The organism is Bradyrhizobium sp. USDA 4341, from assembly GCF_054063755.1.
The window spans coordinates 2967128-2981607 of the sequence record NZ_JBSSGO010000002.1; the positions used below are offsets into that span (position 1 = coordinate 2967128).

Here is a 14480-nt window from a genome sequence, read left to right on the forward strand (position 1 = left end):
GCCTGTTGGCATCAGGTTAAAGGGCAACGCCCGGATTTCGATAGCAGGGGTTCTTAATGACTTTCGCATCACGCCTTGCCGCGGTCGCGTTTGCCGCGCTGATGTGCTGGAGCGCAGGGGCGTCCGCGCAGCAGCCCCCACCACCGCAATATCCACCGCCGCAACGTGAACAGACACCGTATACTTACGGGCCCGACGAACTGGTCGGCGCCGGACACAAGTTCTTCGGCAACGTCTCGCGCGGCCTCGCCTCGGTGATCGAGCGCGCGGTCAGCCAATGGGGCCTGCCCAACGGTTATGTGCTCGGCGAGGAAGGCTCCGGCGCGTTCGTAGCCGGGCTGCGCTATGGCGAGGGCACGCTCTACACCAAGAACGCCGGCGACCTCCGGGTCTATTGGCAGGGTCCTTCGGTCGGCTTCGACTGGGGCGGCGACGGCGCTCGCACCATGACGCTGGTCTACAACCTGCCCTCGACGCAGGCGATCTATCAGCGCTTCGTCGGCATCGACGGCTCGGCCTATATCGTCGGCGGCTTCGGCATGACGGCCCTGACCGCCAACAACATCGTGCTGGTCCCGATCCGCTCGGGCATCGGCTTGCGGCTCGGTGCCAGCGTCGGCTATCTCAAATTCACCCCGCGCGCGACCTGGAACCCGTTCTAGTCGCTGCGCCGATCGGGTGATTGTGCCGGGCGCTCCGGGACGGCTAGCGATTCAGGTTAATGCGGCAAACGGGCTGGCCTTCGGCTGGCCCGCCGTGGCATTGTGATTAACAAATTCCTTCTTTCCTTGGAGTGACCCTTCATGATCGAGCCGATCATGTACGCGGCGATCGGTTTCCTGATCTCGATGCTGTGTGGCCTGATGATCGTGCCGCTGGTGCATAACCGGGCGGTGCGGCTGACCACGCGCCGCATGGAGGCGGCCACCCCGCTGTCGATGGCCGAGATCCAGGCCGACAAGGACCAGCTCCGCGCCGAATTCGCCATGTCGGCCCGCCGGCTCGAGATGAGCGTCGACCAGCTCAAGAGCAAGACCACGAGCCAGCTCGCCGAGCTCGGCAAGAAGACCGATGCGATCAACCGCATGAAGATCGAGCTGGGCGAGAAGAACGCCGCGATCTTCGCGCTGGAGGCGCGCGAGAAGGCGATGAAGGAGCAGCTTCGCGCCACCGAGGAAGAGTTTTCCGCCAAGACCGAGCTGTTGCGCAACGCCGAGCAGGCGCTGACCGACAAGCAGGGCTTGCTCGGCAAGATCAACGCCGAGCTCAGCGACCGCTCGATGACGGCGGACAGCCGCCAGATCGAACTGGTCGCGGTGCGGACCCAGGTCGAGGAGTTGAAGAACCGTGTCGGCGATGCCGCCAGGGAGTTCGCGGCAACCGAAGCCCGCCTCGCCCAGGAGCGCAACCAGTCGGAAACCGTCACGCGCGAGCTCACCGACGCGCGCGGCCGGGTCGAGAATCTGAGCCAGCGGGTCACCGATCTCGACCGCCAGCTGATCGTCCAGGTCAAGGAAGCCGAGATGCTCGGCAACCGCGTCACCGACCTCGAGACCCGGCTTGCGACTCAGGGCAAGCTGCTTGCCGAGCGCGAATTCGAGAACGGCCAGCTCAAGCAGGCCAATGCCGCCGCCGAGCGGACCGTGCAGGAGCTGCGCGAGGAGATCGCTGCGACAAGCGGCGGCAAATCGTCCGTGCTCGAGAAGCTGCGCCAGGAGAAGGCCGCGGTCGAGGAGCAGCTGCGCATCGCCCGCGACGAGCGCGGCAAGCTGCAGCGCGACATCAACGCGATCCAGCAGCAGGCCGAGAGCTCTTGGGCGACCGAGCGGATGGAGAACGCGCTGCTGCGCGAGCGCATCAACGACATCGCCGCCGAGGTGGCCAAGCTCGCGATCCAGCTCGAGGGCCCCAATTCGGCGATCGAGGCCATGCTGGCGGCGGAGCCGACCGTGCCGGCCAAGGCGGCGGCCAAACCCGCCAACGGTGCCGCAAATGGCGTCTCGCCGGGCAGCGGGATGCCCGAAGGCGGCGGCACGCTCGCCGAGCGCATCCGGGCACTGCAGTCACACGCCTCCCGCGCCCGCCAGCAAGGCGCCTGATTCCCGCAGGGTTTGGCTTGACACCCCTACCCGGCACTTCGTAAATCGCACGCTCTGACGAAGCGCCACCATCGACCGGCCGCCGACCAGCGGCCATTGGCACGTCACATCCCGGACGCATAGCTCAGCGGGAGAGCGTTCCCTTCACACGGGAGAGGTCCAAGGTTCGATCCCTTGTGCGTCCACCATTAAACCTTCAATATCAATGACTTACAGACCCGATTCCTTCGGAATGTGCCCAGGATAACTGGGGCACAGCCGGGGCATACATTAAATATTGCGGCCGCTTGCAAAAATTACTTTGCCTTCCGTCCAGATCGACGGTTGCGGCTTTTGCCATTTCAGGATGTTCCGTGGCGGGACTGGATAGGTTTCTCATACCGGTCGGCATAGATTCTTCGCGAATCGGCGCCGAAGGTTAACCCGTGAAACGGATCGCAGAGACCCTCGGGGTTGCCCGTTCCAACTTGGTTGAGCGCGGGCGGCATGCGTCCAAAGCGCGGTCGCCAGACCCGTGCCGGGGAGGCGGAGCTCACTTCCGATATCCGCGCCTTGTGAATAGCCGCCCGAACTATGGATACCGGTGGATCGTTGCGCTCCTAAAGCGCGAGCGGCGATCCGCCGGCCACGGTCCGCCAATGCCAAGCGCGTCAACCCATCCCTTTTGCACGATCTACTACCTTCCTACGCGATCTCTCTGCTTTCACGATTTCAGACGTCGGCGGCAGTCGGCAAAATGCGTCGGCATCGCACGACTGGAAGCCGAGCTCATGTTTCGACGGGTGAACATGCCGCGTCTTGCCGTAATTCCTGTTGGTTCTTGGCCGCGTCGTATGCCAGCCGCTGTTGCGGCCGGTTATTGCGGAGAGCTGACTGTCGAAGCCTTTCTCAAACGAGTCGGGACGGAGTATCCTCGACCGCGTGTAAAGGAAGGGAGGCGGCAGCTGTGGTTGAGAGACGATCTGGACCGAGCTATCGCCCCGGACGTGGCGCGGGGCGACCTCGCCGAGGATTTGTGACGTTGGAGCGCCCGCTTCCACGCTTTGTGGAGGTGCGTCGGCTCGCCCGCGGTTTGGCAGCATTCTACTTCCGGATCCCCACCCATTACCGCGAGCTCGGCTGCGAGATGGCCAATGAGCCGCTGGGCACAAACTATGAAGCGGCTTGCGGTACTGACGGCAAAGGCGGCCGAGCCGCCACACTCAATGGCCTGTTCGATGAATGGAACGACCAGCGCAGAGGCTGGCCTGCCGCACAAGGTAGGATTGCGCGCTACGGCACGGTCGATTGGCTATTCCGGCAATACAAGACGGAGAACGCCTACACTGAAAAGGTTTCTGCACGGTCACGCCCTGATTACGAGCGGATCATGCAGATGATTTCCGATACCGTTGGCAAGAGCGGGCGGCGGATCGGCGATCGGCAGATCATTGAAGTCACGCCGCGAGCCGCTGACAAAATCTACGATAAGATCATCAACGGCCCCAAAGGGCTCAGGCTGCGGCAGGGGGAAAAAGTCGTCAGCCTCTGCCGAAAGGTGTGGAGGATCATGCGTCGGCTGCACCCGGAGCTGTTCGATAAGAAGCATCCGAACCCATGGGATGACTTCACCCTCAAGAGCCGCACCAAGACCAAGAAGCACGCTATCACCCGCGAGGAGGTCTACAAGTTTGCATGGGGCTGTATTAAGGAAGGTCGCCCGGAACCGGCGGCTGTTGCGGTGATTTGCTTCGAATGGCTGCAGAGGCCAGAGAATGTGGTGGCGGGCTTTTTGGCTTGGCCCGATTATCGAAGCAAAAATTGGCCCCATGCAGTGCGGATCGAGCACCACAAGAACAAGACATTGGTTTGGCATCCACTCGAGGAAGTCGTCGATGGCGAGATCGTCAAGTTCTACGCCGAAGCCGAGGAGATCCTGAGCCATCTCCCCAAGCTCGGTGTTCCTATGATTATGCGCCAGATCAAGAGAGGAGAGCGCAAGGGCGAAGTTAAGGTCTGGTCTTATCCTGGCATGGAAAAGGTCGTGCAGCAGATGCGCAAGAACATTGACGGCGTGTCGGAGCTGTTCACGCTTGATGCCTGCCGGCACGGCGGCATGACCGAGTTAGAAGAAGCCGAACTGACTGACGGCCAGGGCCGTGCACTCTCCGGTCACAAGACCGCGCAGGCTTATCGCGGCTACGCGAAAGAGACGATGCAACGGGCGTTGGCGGCGACCCGCAAGCGGCACGCCCATCTTTTGGCGCAGGGGCCGCTCGAACACCGAAATGCCAGCACGGCAGGTGCTGGCGATGTGACGGACGATGGCGACGCGCTGCGTCAGCCCCCTTCACTGACTAAGGCTGCAGTCGGATCACAAAAGTAGGCTTCGCGTTTCGTTCAACGCTCCAACGGCGTTCTCATCGCTCCCACCTGCGGCACCAAATTGAGCGCCGCTCAAGAATCAAGACGGCTTTCCTCGGAATCCCCCGGAAAACGAAACCAGCACAGAATTTCCAAATGCGGGGTGGATTGATTTTCCAAACGCGTTGAAAATCTCCGATCGAGAATAGCTAATTATCCTGCACATTCAAATCGTTATACATGGCTGGGGCGGGAGGGATCGAACCTCCGAATGGCGGAATCAAAATCCGCTGCCTTACCGCTTGGCTACGCCCCAACGCGCCGATCGAAGGCCACGCCGGTCTATAGGGTGAGTCCCGCCATTTCAACAGGGCGGCGCGCGAAAAGGCACGAAAGCCGCAGGTTGATGCCGGTACCCTTATTATCGGGCGACGCCGCGGTGGCCGAAACAGACCGGGCGATGTCCGCTCGGACAGTTGAGAGGCCGCTGGTTTCATGGGAAGACAATTTCCAAACGCCTCGTCGGGAGTAACGCCATGACCTACCGTGCGCCGATCAACGATATCCTGCTGTCCCTCAATCACGGCGCGGGGCTCGCTGCCGCCGTGGCGGCCGGCCACTATGGCGATTTCGACGGCGACATCACCGCTGCGGTGCTGGAAGAAGCCGGCAAGTTCGCCTCCGATGTGCTGGCGCCGCTGAACAAGGTCGGCGACGAGCACGGCATCAAGCTCGACAACGGCAAGGTGACGACCGCGCCCGGCTGGCCCGACGCCTATCAGCGCTGGACCGCCGCGGGATGGAACGCGGTGTCCGGGCCGGAAGCATTCGGTGGCCAGGGCCTGCCGCTCGCGATCAACGCCGCCTGCACCGAGATCTGGAGCGCATCGAACGTCGCCTTCGGCCTCTGCCCGCTGCTGACGCTGTCGGCGATCGAGGCGCTCGACGCCCATGGCAGCACTGAGCTGAAGAAGGTCTATCTCGAGAAGCTCGTTACCGGCGAATGGACCGGCACCATGCAGCTCACCGAGCCCAACGCCGGCTCCGACGTCGGCGCGCTGCGCACCCGCGCCGAGCGCGCGGGTGACGGCACCTACCGCATCAAGGGCACCAAGATCTTCATCACCTATGGCGAGCACGACATGACCGACAACATCGTGCATTTCGTGCTCGCACGATTGCCCGATGCGCCCGCCGGCACCAAGGGGATCTCGCTGTTCCTGGTTCCGAAATTCATGGTCAATGCCGACGGCTCGCTCGGCGAGCGCAACGACATCCATGCCTCCGGCGTCGAGCACAAGCTCGGCATGCACGCCTCGCCGACCTGCACCATGACCATGGGCGACAAGGGTGGCGCGATCGGCTTTCTGATCGGCGAGGAAAACGCGGGCATGCGCTGCATGTTCACGATGATGAACCAGGCGCGGCTCGGCGTCGGCCTCGAGGGCGTCGGCATTGCCGACCGCGCCTATCAGCAGGCGCTGGCCTATGCGCAGGAGCGCCGCCAAGGCAAAGCGATCGGCCACAAGGGCGACGGGATGGATCCGATCATCGTGCATCCCGACGTCAAGCGCATGCTGATGCAGATGCGCAGCATGACGGCGGCGGCGCGCACGATCTGCTACGCCACCGCGGTCGCGCTCGACGTCTCGGTGCGCGCCAAGGACGCCAAGGTCCGTGCCGACGCCGCAGCACGCGGCGCATTGCTGACCCCGATCGCCAAGGCGTTCTCCACCGACATCGGCAACGAGGTCGCCTATCTCGGCGTGCAGGTCCACGGCGGCATGGGCTTCATCGAGGAGACCGGCGCCGCGCAGCATTACCGTGATGCCCGCATCACCTCGATCTATGAAGGCACCAACGGCATCCAGTCGATCGACCTCGTCACCCGCAAGCTCGGCGCCAATGGCGGCGCTTCGGTGTGGGCGCTGCTCGACGAGCTCGCCGCCACCATCAAGCAGGTCGAGACCTCCAACGATCCGGCGTTCGGCACCACCGGCACCAAGCTCCGCGACGCCCATGCCGCGCTCGAACGCACCAGCAAATGGCTGCTCGAGCGGCTGGCCTCGGCGCCGAACGAGGCGCTGGCCGGCGCGACGCCCTATTTGCGGCTGTTCGGCGCCACGCTCGGCGGCTGCATGCTTGCCGGCGAGGCACTGGCCGCCAAGGCGAACGGGGAAGCCGAGCCGCAGCGCTACGTCGCACTGGCGCGCTTCTTCGCCGAGAACATCTCGGTGCAGGCGCCATCGCTGGAGAAGATGGTGACGGAGAGCGCCGAGGCGGTGACCGGCGCGGATGCGGTGCTGGCGGGGTAGGACGCTTTCCGCTGCGATTGCGGGAGAAGGCCCAAAGCGCTGTACTCGCCATAGGCCCATCCCGCTCCTTTGACGTGCACGTCATGCCTCATCGCAACTGTCGTCCCTGCGAAAGCAGGGACCCATATGTGGACGGCCCCCGTGGCACAAGAGCCTTTTGGCAAGATCGGATCGCTTGCATCCATATGTCCGGCCTGTTGGGTGCGATCGAGTAGATCGCTGGCCAAGATGGTTTGCGCGATGCGAGTTCCAAACAACTCCGCGACCTGTTGACGGCCGATGGGTCCCACGGATTGTCTCGCATCGTTGCTCGATCGATCGCTCCATCCGCTCTTGCAGCTCCGGGTCGGCTGACGAGCGAGCCCGCCAGCCGGCCAATCTGTTAAGCGGTACCCGTCGTCGCGGCATTCAGCCGTGCGGCGTCATAACTCTCCCCCGTCACCATCAGCTTCCAGACGATGCGCGCCACCTTGTTGGCGAGCGCCACGGCCGCAAGCTTCGGCGGCTTACGCTTGATCAGCGCCAGCAGCCAGCGCGAGTGATGACCGCGCCCCCGCTTGGCCTGCTGGATCACCGCCGTGGCCCCGACGACCAGCAGACGGCGCAGGTCCTGGTCGCCCCGCCCGGGTAATCTTGCCGAGCCTGGTCTTGCCGGCGGTGGAATGGTCCTTGGGCGTGAGGCCGAGCCAAGCCGCAAAGTGACGACCGGAGCGGAACGCGCCCGGTTCAGGTGTCTTCATCACCAGCATCGTTGCAATGATCGGACCGATCGACGGAATCTGCGCCAGGCGCCGGCCCGTGGCATCGCCGCGGTGCCAGGCCATCAGCTTGGCCTCAACCACCTCCAACTCGCCCTCGAGCCTGGCGCACTCCCGGCCCAGCACGACAAACAGCTCGCGCGCCAGAGCGGGAAGCGTCTCGTCCTGCGCGATCCGCGCCAGCAGCGGTTCGATCGCCTCCAGCCCCTTGGGCGCGATCAGGCCATACTCCGCCGCATGGCCGCGGATCGTGTTGGTCAATTGGGTGCGCCGGGCGATCAGTCCGTCGCGGATACCCGTCAGCATCAGCGCAGCCTGTTGCTCGGCGCTCTTCACCGGCACAAAGCGCATGCTCGGCCGGCTCATCGCCTCACACAGGCCTTCTGCGTCTCGCCCGTCATTCTTGTTCCGCATCACGTAGGGCTTCACCAATTGCGGTGCCATCAGCTTCACCTCATGGCCCAGCCTGGAAAGCTCTCGCGCCCAATATTGCGAAGCTCCGCATGCCTCCATCCCGATCACCGTCGGCGGCAATTTGGCGAAGAACTCCAGCACGAGTTTGCGCGAAAGCTTCTTGCGTAAGACCGGCTGCTCGGACGCATCAACCCCATGCAGTACAAAAATATGCTTCGACGTATCCATCCCAATGCGGATAATCTGGTTCACGGACGGCTCCCATGTATGAGATCTAGACAACCTCATTCTGGCACACTGATGCCGTAGGGGGCCGTCCACACCATCAACTCCGCGGCGGAGGTTGCAAGCGGGCCTCATCGTTGTCGTCCTGGCGAAAGCCAGGACCCATCACCAGCGCATTTGATTGTGAACGAGATCGTGGCCCCAGCGTCGCGCAACGATGCGCATTTGGGGCAATGGGTCCTGGCTTTCGCCAGGACGACGGCGAGTACGTGGCGCTGCCGGTGGACCCTACCTTCGCGTTTCCGCGACCTGATTAGTCCGAGCTTTTTGCATTCTCGTTCCGCCCTCTCTTGAACAGAGGGCACAGGGAAGCCGGGTTCCGATCAACGATCCCGGCGAGACGAGCGAAACTCCCTGGGACCGTCCAGCAGATCATGCTTGCGGGCAGACTGATCGATCCGGCTGGCTGAATGATCTGTCATGGCGTTGATGGCCGTGCCGGCGAGGTTCTGCGCACGCTGCCGTCGCATCTCGTCCTTCGATCGAATATCCCGGTCTTCAGCTCGCCGACGACAGAGTTCGTCAGAGATGCGTTCCTGGAGACATCCATCGCCTCGATAAGGTCGCTGCTTCATCTTGCACGCTCCCTCCAACAGGATTGCGGTATGGAGGACTAACTCTCTCGGGGGCCGCTGGTTCGCGGTGCCAATTGACTTAGTGCCGGGAATTTCGGCGCCAGCAATCTGGGCTTCTTCGGCGGAGCCGCAATCAATCCGTCCCGTATCGCCTGCTTGCGGGCAAGCTTGCGGGCTCGCCGCGCGGCCTCGGCTTTCTCCCGAATCTTTCTTTCCGAAGGCTTTTCGAACGAGCGGCGGCGCTTCATCTCTCTGAAGACGCCTTCGCGCTGCATCTTCTTCTTTAGAACGCGCAGTGCCTGGTCGATATTGTTGTCCCTGACAAGAACCTGCAACGGATCACCTCTCGCGGTAGAAGACACGTCAAGCGCACAAATACGAATGCCCGCTCTATCGGTGACAGAGCGGGCCGCACTGCCATTCCAGTACATCCGTGAAACGGCAGCCGATCAACAAGGTGACGAAAGCTTCAGCCGCAGTGCTGATAACACTGCGCCTTCCCTTTCATCCGACGATGTCTTTGAAAAAGGGTCCCCTGGGACCGATCTACAAGGCTCAAGGCCAGTCGATACAATACAAGTATACACTTATCTCAGCTATGCAAGGTGCAATTGCCAGTTCCGGGATTTATCTCTCGCGCTTCAAGCGTTCGAGATCGTAGCCGGAAGACGATTGCGGGCCCGAGCGAGCGCGTGAGCGGTTCCTTGAATCGATATCATTGTTGAGTAGCAAATTCGGACCTGCTGACGCAGAGTGCGGCGCTGCCGGGTGAATTCAGCGCGCCGGCACTCGAGAGCCTGGGCAGCTCCCATCGCAAAGAGGGAGCCGCAATTGGCAACCCGCTATTATTTCGACATCCGCAACGGCGAGGAACTCTATGCCGACAGGCAGGGTATCGAGCTGCGCGACGAGGAGACTGCTGCCCACGAAGCGATGCAGTCATTGCTCAGCATGGCGAAAGACAACCCGCCGTTGGACAAACACAATTCGTTGGCGTTCGAGGTCCGCACGGACCAAGGGCCGCTGTTTCAGGTCAGCCTCAACCGGGGCATAACGCGGCGTTAGGTGCGTCCGCGCGCAACCGAACGTCAATAACTTGGCCGGCGAAGGCGCGCCGGTTCGATCACGTCGAGAGCATTTTCGGTTCTGATCGGATCAGAACCGAAGCTCTAGATTGTTTTGACGCGTTTTCTTCACGCGAACCGGCGGCCACTCCGCTCGAAAACGCGCTAGTGATCGGACAGGCTGCCGACGATCGATGCGCGGCGGGACAGTTCGATCCAGTTGCCGTCCGGATCGAGGATCATGGAAATCCGCGCGACCTCGCCAAGCGTCACCGGCGCGAGGCCCTCGCGCACGCCCTTGGCGCGCAGTCCGTCGTGCACGGCGTCGATATCGGCGACTTGCAGCGTGATGTAGCGCCAGCCGCGCGCACCCCGAACCGGATCGACGGTCGCGGCCCGATCTTCCCTAAGCAGGATCAGGCTCTCGCCAAGGCGAAACGCCGGACCACCCGACCAGGATTGCTCGGCGAAGCCGAGAATATCGCCGTAGAATTTGCGATGCGCGGCGAGGTCGCGCACGGCCATGGAAACGGCAATCTGGGTGATGCCGTCATGTCCGGGCGCCACCAGGCAAACGCTGTTGCCGTCGGGATCGGCCATGCGCTGCGACGCTCCAACGCCGTCTCGCGCAACGATCAGTTCGCGATAGCCGCTCGGTGCCGCATCCGGCAGCGGCTCGGCATGATGGTTGAGCTTGATGACCGAACCATGCGCGTCGTGCCGGTATTGCTTCTGCCCACGCCGGATCGGTTGCACATGATCGAAGCGAAGCCCGGCATCCTGCTGCCAGAACCGCAGCATCGGCTCCAGATTGTTGGTGGAAAGGCCGATGTCGATCACGGTCTTTGCGAGTTGCATGTCCGCTCTCCCCAGCCGCCGTGCGCGCTCGCTGGGCCGGCTCAGCCGGGAAAGCGATCGCCGAACATCGGCAGTCCGCTGCGCGACTGTTCGCGCGTCGCCTCATCCTGGATGACGTCCCAGTGCTCGGCGAGCACGTCACCCTCCATGCGCACGATGTCGGCGACGACCCATGCCGCCGGCAGACCATGACCGCTGAACCGGCCGTGCAGAATGACGAAATCGCCGCTCGCCGCGCCGACATGGTTCTCATAGCGCAGCGCCGCGGGCAAGCCCTTGACGAGGTCGAACAGCCCGTCCCGGCCCGGCGCAATGTGCGCACTGTGCTGGATGTAGCGCGGCGACCAGAGCCGCTCGGCGGCGGCATAGTCGCGCCTGTTGAACAGGGTATCGAACGCGTCCAGCACGAACTGGACGCGGCGATCTTGGTTCGACGCGTTCATGGCTTCGTTCCTGGTATCAGGGTTGCTTGCGGACCAGTGGGATCTGCAGATTGGTCGGACGATTCTGCTCGGTGTCGAAGCCGCGGCCGTCGACATTGCGGGCGCCCCAGAACAGCAGGTCGCCCCTGAGATAGACCAGGTCGTATTCCATGAAGTTGGTGCCTTCCTTTAGCGCAAACGGCGCGAAGGATTTGCCGAAGATGCTCTGCGGGGCGTCGACCGCCCACGGCGCGTAGCCGGCAGAGGCGATTTTGTTGAGCACATCGGCAAAGCCCTGCGCCAACGGCGTGATCTCGTAGGCCTCGTCGGCGACGAAATCGACCTTCTGCGCGCCCGGTGCGATCGGATGCGTGCCCTGCCACTGCATGTGCCCGACGATCCTGATCCGCGCCAGCGGCACCTTGCCATACGGATCGGCCGAGTTGACCACCACGAGCTCGAACCGGTCGGAGGACTGATAGGTGAAGGCACGCTTGAGATAGAACGGCTTGATCGAGCCGTCCGGATTCTTGCTCGGCCGGATCTCGGGCGCGATGCTCTCCCAGTTTCCGGCAAGTGCCTGCTTGATCGTTGCGACGTCCGTATCCATGGCGCTTGCCCTCGTTTGATTGCCGGAAGATTGCGCGGCAGCGCTGCCGAACCCGGTCAGCAGCAGCAGCGGCAACAGCAATGCTCCGAGGCTCATCCGCATGCGCAAGCTCCGGCCTGGTTTTCGCGCGGGCCCTCTGCCTGCGAGGCAGAGCCCGCAATCGGAATACGCTTCGCTATAGAGGGCGCTGGCCGGCTTGAAAAAGACTTTGTAAGCTGGCCCCATGCCTGCGAGAGATGCCTGTGAGAGATGGCAACGAGACTTGGCAGGCCGTGATTGGGAGATTGCGATGGAGCTCCGGCATCTCCGCTACTTCGTTGCCGTGGCCGATGCCGGCAGCCTGACGGTTGCCGCCGAGCAGAAGCTCCACACCTCGCAGCCCTCGCTCAGCCGGCAGATCCGCGATCTGGAGGAGGAGGTCGGCGTGCAACTGTTGAATCGCGGCGCGCAGGGCATCGAGCTGACCGCGGCCGGCAAGGCATTCCTCGACCATGCCCGACTGGCGCTGTTGCAGGCCGAGGCCGCCAAGGAAGCGGCGCTGCGCGCAGCCCAGCCGCCGAAGCCTGTCTTCTCGCTCGGCTTCCTGTCGGGCGCCGAAATCGATCTGTTGCCCGAGGTGACCCGCGTGTTGCGCGAGGAATTTCCCGGCATCGACATCCGCCTGTCGAGCGACTACTCGCCCTTGCTCGCCAAGGCCCTGATGCGGCGCAAGCTCGATGCGGCTTTCATGCGCGCCGACGAGAGCATGGAGGATCTGGCGTACAAGCGCGTGCGCACCGATCCGCTGGTGTTCGTGTTTCCGAGCAACCATCGGCTGGCGGCGCAGTCAGCCGTCGCGCCGGAAGACATCGCGGGCGAGACCTTCTATCTGCCGTCCAAATCCGCGCCGGCGGTGCGCCGCGTCGTGCTGGACTATTTCAACCGCGCCGGCATCGATCCGAGGCCGGAGCACGAGGTGCACAATGTCGTGCATGCGATATCGATGATCACCTCGACGCATGGCGTGATGCTGCTGCCGGCCTACACGGCCCGCTATCTGCCCGACAGCATCACCACCCGGCCGGTGCAGGGCGAGACGCCGACGCTGGATCTTGTGATCGCCTATCACAAGGCCAACAAATCGCCGATCCTGAAACTGCTGCTGTCGCGGGTCGGCCGGCTGGCCGCTGCGCCGGCCTGATCCCTTCAGTCCAGTGAGGACCGATATGCCGGCAAGCCTCGTTCAGACCTTTCGCGCCTTTGCCTACAACAACGCCTGGGCCAATCATCGCCTGCTCACGGCATGCGGCGGCCTCGGCCAGACGGAGTTCGCCGCCGCGCGGACCGGCTTCTTCCCGAGCCTGCAGGCGACGCTGAACCACATCCATGTCATCGATCTGTTCTACGTCGACGCGCTCGAAGGTGGCTGGCTCGGGCCGAAGGCGTGGGCGAACGAGGTGCCCTACCCGGCGGTCGCGGCGCTGCAAGCTGCGCAAGGCGCGATCGACCAGCGCCTGATCGCTCACTGCGATGCGCTGACGCCTGAACGGCTCGATGATGTGGTCAAGATCAATCGCGACAGCTCGGTGCAGACCGAGCGGCGCGACCGCCTTCTGATGCATCTGTTTCAGCACCAGATCCATCATCGCGGCCAGGCCCACGCCATGCTCTCCGAAACCACCGTCAAGCCGCCGCAGCTCGACGAATTCTTCGCCGCCGGCGAGGCGCCGCTCCGGGCGGCCGAGTTCAAGGACCTTGGCTGGAGCGAAGCTACCGTCTGGGGCGGCTGAATGCCGGGTTCCGCACGCGATCGGGCGGGGGTGCGGATCGGTTCCCGATCCGGAACAAGGTCTTGAATCCCGGCACCTCCGCGCTCACCTCAGGTGAAACGTGGGGAACTCCAGACATGCCATTCGCCAATCATCGGGGCCAGCGCATCCATTACACCGTTGAAGGGTGCGGGCCGCTGATCGTGCTGCAGCACGGTCTGCTGCTCAACGCCGCCAGCTGGAAGCAGTGCGGCGTGGTCGACGCGCTCGCCGATCGCTTCCGCGTCGTCTGCGTCGATTCGCTCGGACATGGCCTGAGCGACAAGCCCGCCGATCCCGAATTCTACGATCAGGAACAACGTGCCGGCGATATCGTCGCCGTGATCGACGATCTCGGCCACGAGCGCGCCCATGTGGTCGGACATTCGATGGGCGGCTGGGTCGCGGTCGGCGTCGCCCGGTTCTTCCCGACCCGGCTGGCGTCGCTGGCAATCGGCGGCTGGGACTTCCTCACCGGACTGCCGCGCGGCAACGCCGGCCCGCTGACGTATGGCGCCTTCATGACGTTTGCGCGCCGTACCGCGCCGCAGCTCACGGGATGGGTAACGTCCGACCTCGAGGGCGGCGTGCGCGCCTGCTTCGATGCGCTCGGCCAGATCGATGGCGCCAGGGACGCCGTGCTGTCCTCACGCGTGCCGGTACTGCTCTGGAACGGACAGGACGACGCACCGCATGTGCCGATGCAGCGCTTTGCCGCGGAGAACGGCCTTGATGCGATGTCGGTCCCCGGCGATCATCTCGGCGCCCTGCTTCATCACGGCGTGGAGGTCGGCCGCGGCATCGGCTCGTTCGTCGGGCGCGGCTGAGCGGAGCACATGCAGGGTTACGTGCGACGGCGCCGTTCGGCTTGCACGGCCGGCGCCCCGGAAATCGCGAAATCCGGCTAACTGCATTGCGCCGTTCTCATGCTCGCCCACGGGGAAAAGCAG

At 63.6% G+C, this 14480-nt stretch carries 13 protein-coding genes, 2 tRNA genes and 1 pseudogene; 9 read left to right on the forward strand and 7 right to left on the reverse strand.

The annotated features are described in order from the left end of the window. Nucleotides 1-56 precede the first annotated feature (56 nt). The 4 genes from ACVIGB_RS20075 (at nucleotide 57) to ACVIGB_RS20090 (ending at nucleotide 4464) form a co-directional block, all read left to right on the forward strand. Nucleotides 57-662: a DUF1134 domain-containing protein gene (locus ACVIGB_RS20075; protein ID WP_298366658.1), complete on the forward strand. Its 606-nt coding sequence runs from the start codon at nucleotides 57-59 to the stop codon at nucleotides 660-662. Between the two features lie 141 nt (nucleotides 663-803). Continuing rightward, nucleotides 804-2099 carry a coiled-coil domain-containing protein gene (locus ACVIGB_RS20080; RefSeq protein ID WP_092116441.1) on the forward strand — a complete coding sequence of 432 codons (1296 nt, stop codon included), beginning with the start codon at nucleotides 804-806 and terminating at the stop codon, nucleotides 2097-2099. A gap of 113 nt (nucleotides 2100-2212) precedes the next feature. Then, nucleotides 2213-2287, forward strand: a tRNA-Val gene (locus ACVIGB_RS20085). Between the two features lie 833 nt (nucleotides 2288-3120). After that, nucleotides 3121-4464 carry a hypothetical protein gene (locus tag ACVIGB_RS20090; protein WP_456721343.1) on the forward strand — a complete coding sequence of 448 codons (1344 nt, stop codon included), beginning with the start codon at nucleotides 3121-3123 and terminating at the stop codon, nucleotides 4462-4464. 219 nt (nucleotides 4465-4683) lie between these two features. On the opposite strand, the gene ACVIGB_RS20095 is transcribed toward ACVIGB_RS20090, so the two are convergent. Then, nucleotides 4684-4758, reverse strand: a tRNA-Gln gene (locus ACVIGB_RS20095). Between the two features lie 220 nt (nucleotides 4759-4978). Here ACVIGB_RS20095 and ACVIGB_RS20100 point away from each other — a divergent pair. Further along, nucleotides 4979-6757: an acyl-CoA dehydrogenase gene (locus ACVIGB_RS20100; RefSeq protein WP_456721342.1), complete on the forward strand. Its 1779-nt coding sequence runs from the start codon at nucleotides 4979-4981 to the stop codon at nucleotides 6755-6757. Between the two features lie 382 nt (nucleotides 6758-7139). Here the strand turns inward: ACVIGB_RS20100 and ACVIGB_RS20105 are convergent. The 3 genes and pseudogenes from ACVIGB_RS20105 to rpsU form a co-directional block, all read right to left on the reverse strand. Continuing rightward, nucleotides 7140-8181, reverse strand: a pseudogene (locus ACVIGB_RS20105) (IS110 family RNA-guided transposase). Between the two features lie 356 nt (nucleotides 8182-8537). Further along, nucleotides 8538-8789 carry a hypothetical protein gene (locus ACVIGB_RS20110; RefSeq protein WP_456721341.1) on the reverse strand — a complete coding sequence of 84 codons (252 nt, stop codon included), beginning with the start codon at nucleotides 8787-8789 and terminating at the stop codon, nucleotides 8538-8540. Nucleotides 8790-8827: 38 nt separating this feature from the next. Beyond that, nucleotides 8828-9124, reverse strand: coding sequence for a 30S ribosomal protein S21 (gene rpsU, locus ACVIGB_RS20115; RefSeq protein WP_092124744.1), 297 nt, complete (start codon nucleotides 9122-9124; stop codon nucleotides 8828-8830). Nucleotides 9125-9620: 496 nt separating this feature from the next. Here rpsU and ACVIGB_RS20120 point away from each other — a divergent pair, with 496 nt between their 5' ends. Further along, nucleotides 9621-9854 carry a DUF6894 family protein gene (locus ACVIGB_RS20120; protein ID WP_456721340.1) on the forward strand — a complete coding sequence of 78 codons (234 nt, stop codon included), beginning with the start codon at nucleotides 9621-9623 and terminating at the stop codon, nucleotides 9852-9854. A 164-nt stretch (nucleotides 9855-10018) separates the two neighbouring features. Here ACVIGB_RS20120 and ACVIGB_RS20125 read toward each other — a convergent pair whose 3' ends face one another. The 3 genes from ACVIGB_RS20125 to ACVIGB_RS20135 are packed head-to-tail and all read right to left on the reverse strand — an operon-like array spanning nucleotide 10019 to nucleotide 11845. Continuing rightward, entirely contained in the window at nucleotides 10019-10711 is a 693-nt protein-coding gene (locus ACVIGB_RS20125; RefSeq protein ID WP_456721339.1) for a VOC family protein, read from the reverse strand. Nucleotides 10712-10752: 41 nt separating this feature from the next. Next, the gene (locus ACVIGB_RS20130; RefSeq protein ID WP_092124741.1) at nucleotides 10753-11154 is read right to left on the reverse strand and encodes a nuclear transport factor 2 family protein; all 402 of its coding nucleotides are present in this window, start codon (nucleotides 11152-11154) and stop codon (nucleotides 10753-10755) included. A 16-nt stretch (nucleotides 11155-11170) separates the two neighbouring features. After that, entirely contained in the window at nucleotides 11171-11845 is a 675-nt protein-coding gene (locus tag ACVIGB_RS20135) for a hypothetical protein (RefSeq protein ID WP_456721338.1), read from the reverse strand. Nucleotides 11846-12032: 187 nt separating this feature from the next. On the opposite strand from ACVIGB_RS20135, the gene ACVIGB_RS20140 reads away from it, so the two are divergent. The 3 genes from ACVIGB_RS20140 to ACVIGB_RS20150 all read left to right on the forward strand — a co-directional run bounded on the left by ACVIGB_RS20140 (nucleotide 12033) and on the right by ACVIGB_RS20150 (nucleotide 14357). After that, on the forward strand, nucleotides 12033-12923 hold the full coding sequence (locus tag ACVIGB_RS20140) for a LysR substrate-binding domain-containing protein (protein ID WP_456721337.1): 891 nt from the start codon (nucleotides 12033-12035) through the stop codon (nucleotides 12921-12923). 25 nt (nucleotides 12924-12948) lie between these two features. Continuing rightward, nucleotides 12949-13512, forward strand: coding sequence for a DinB family protein (locus ACVIGB_RS20145; RefSeq protein ID WP_456721336.1), 564 nt, complete (start codon nucleotides 12949-12951; stop codon nucleotides 13510-13512). Nucleotides 13513-13628: 116 nt separating this feature from the next. Beyond that, entirely contained in the window at nucleotides 13629-14357 is a 729-nt protein-coding gene (locus ACVIGB_RS20150) for an alpha/beta fold hydrolase (protein WP_456721335.1), read from the forward strand. The last annotated feature ends 123 nt before the right edge of the window (nucleotides 14358-14480 follow it).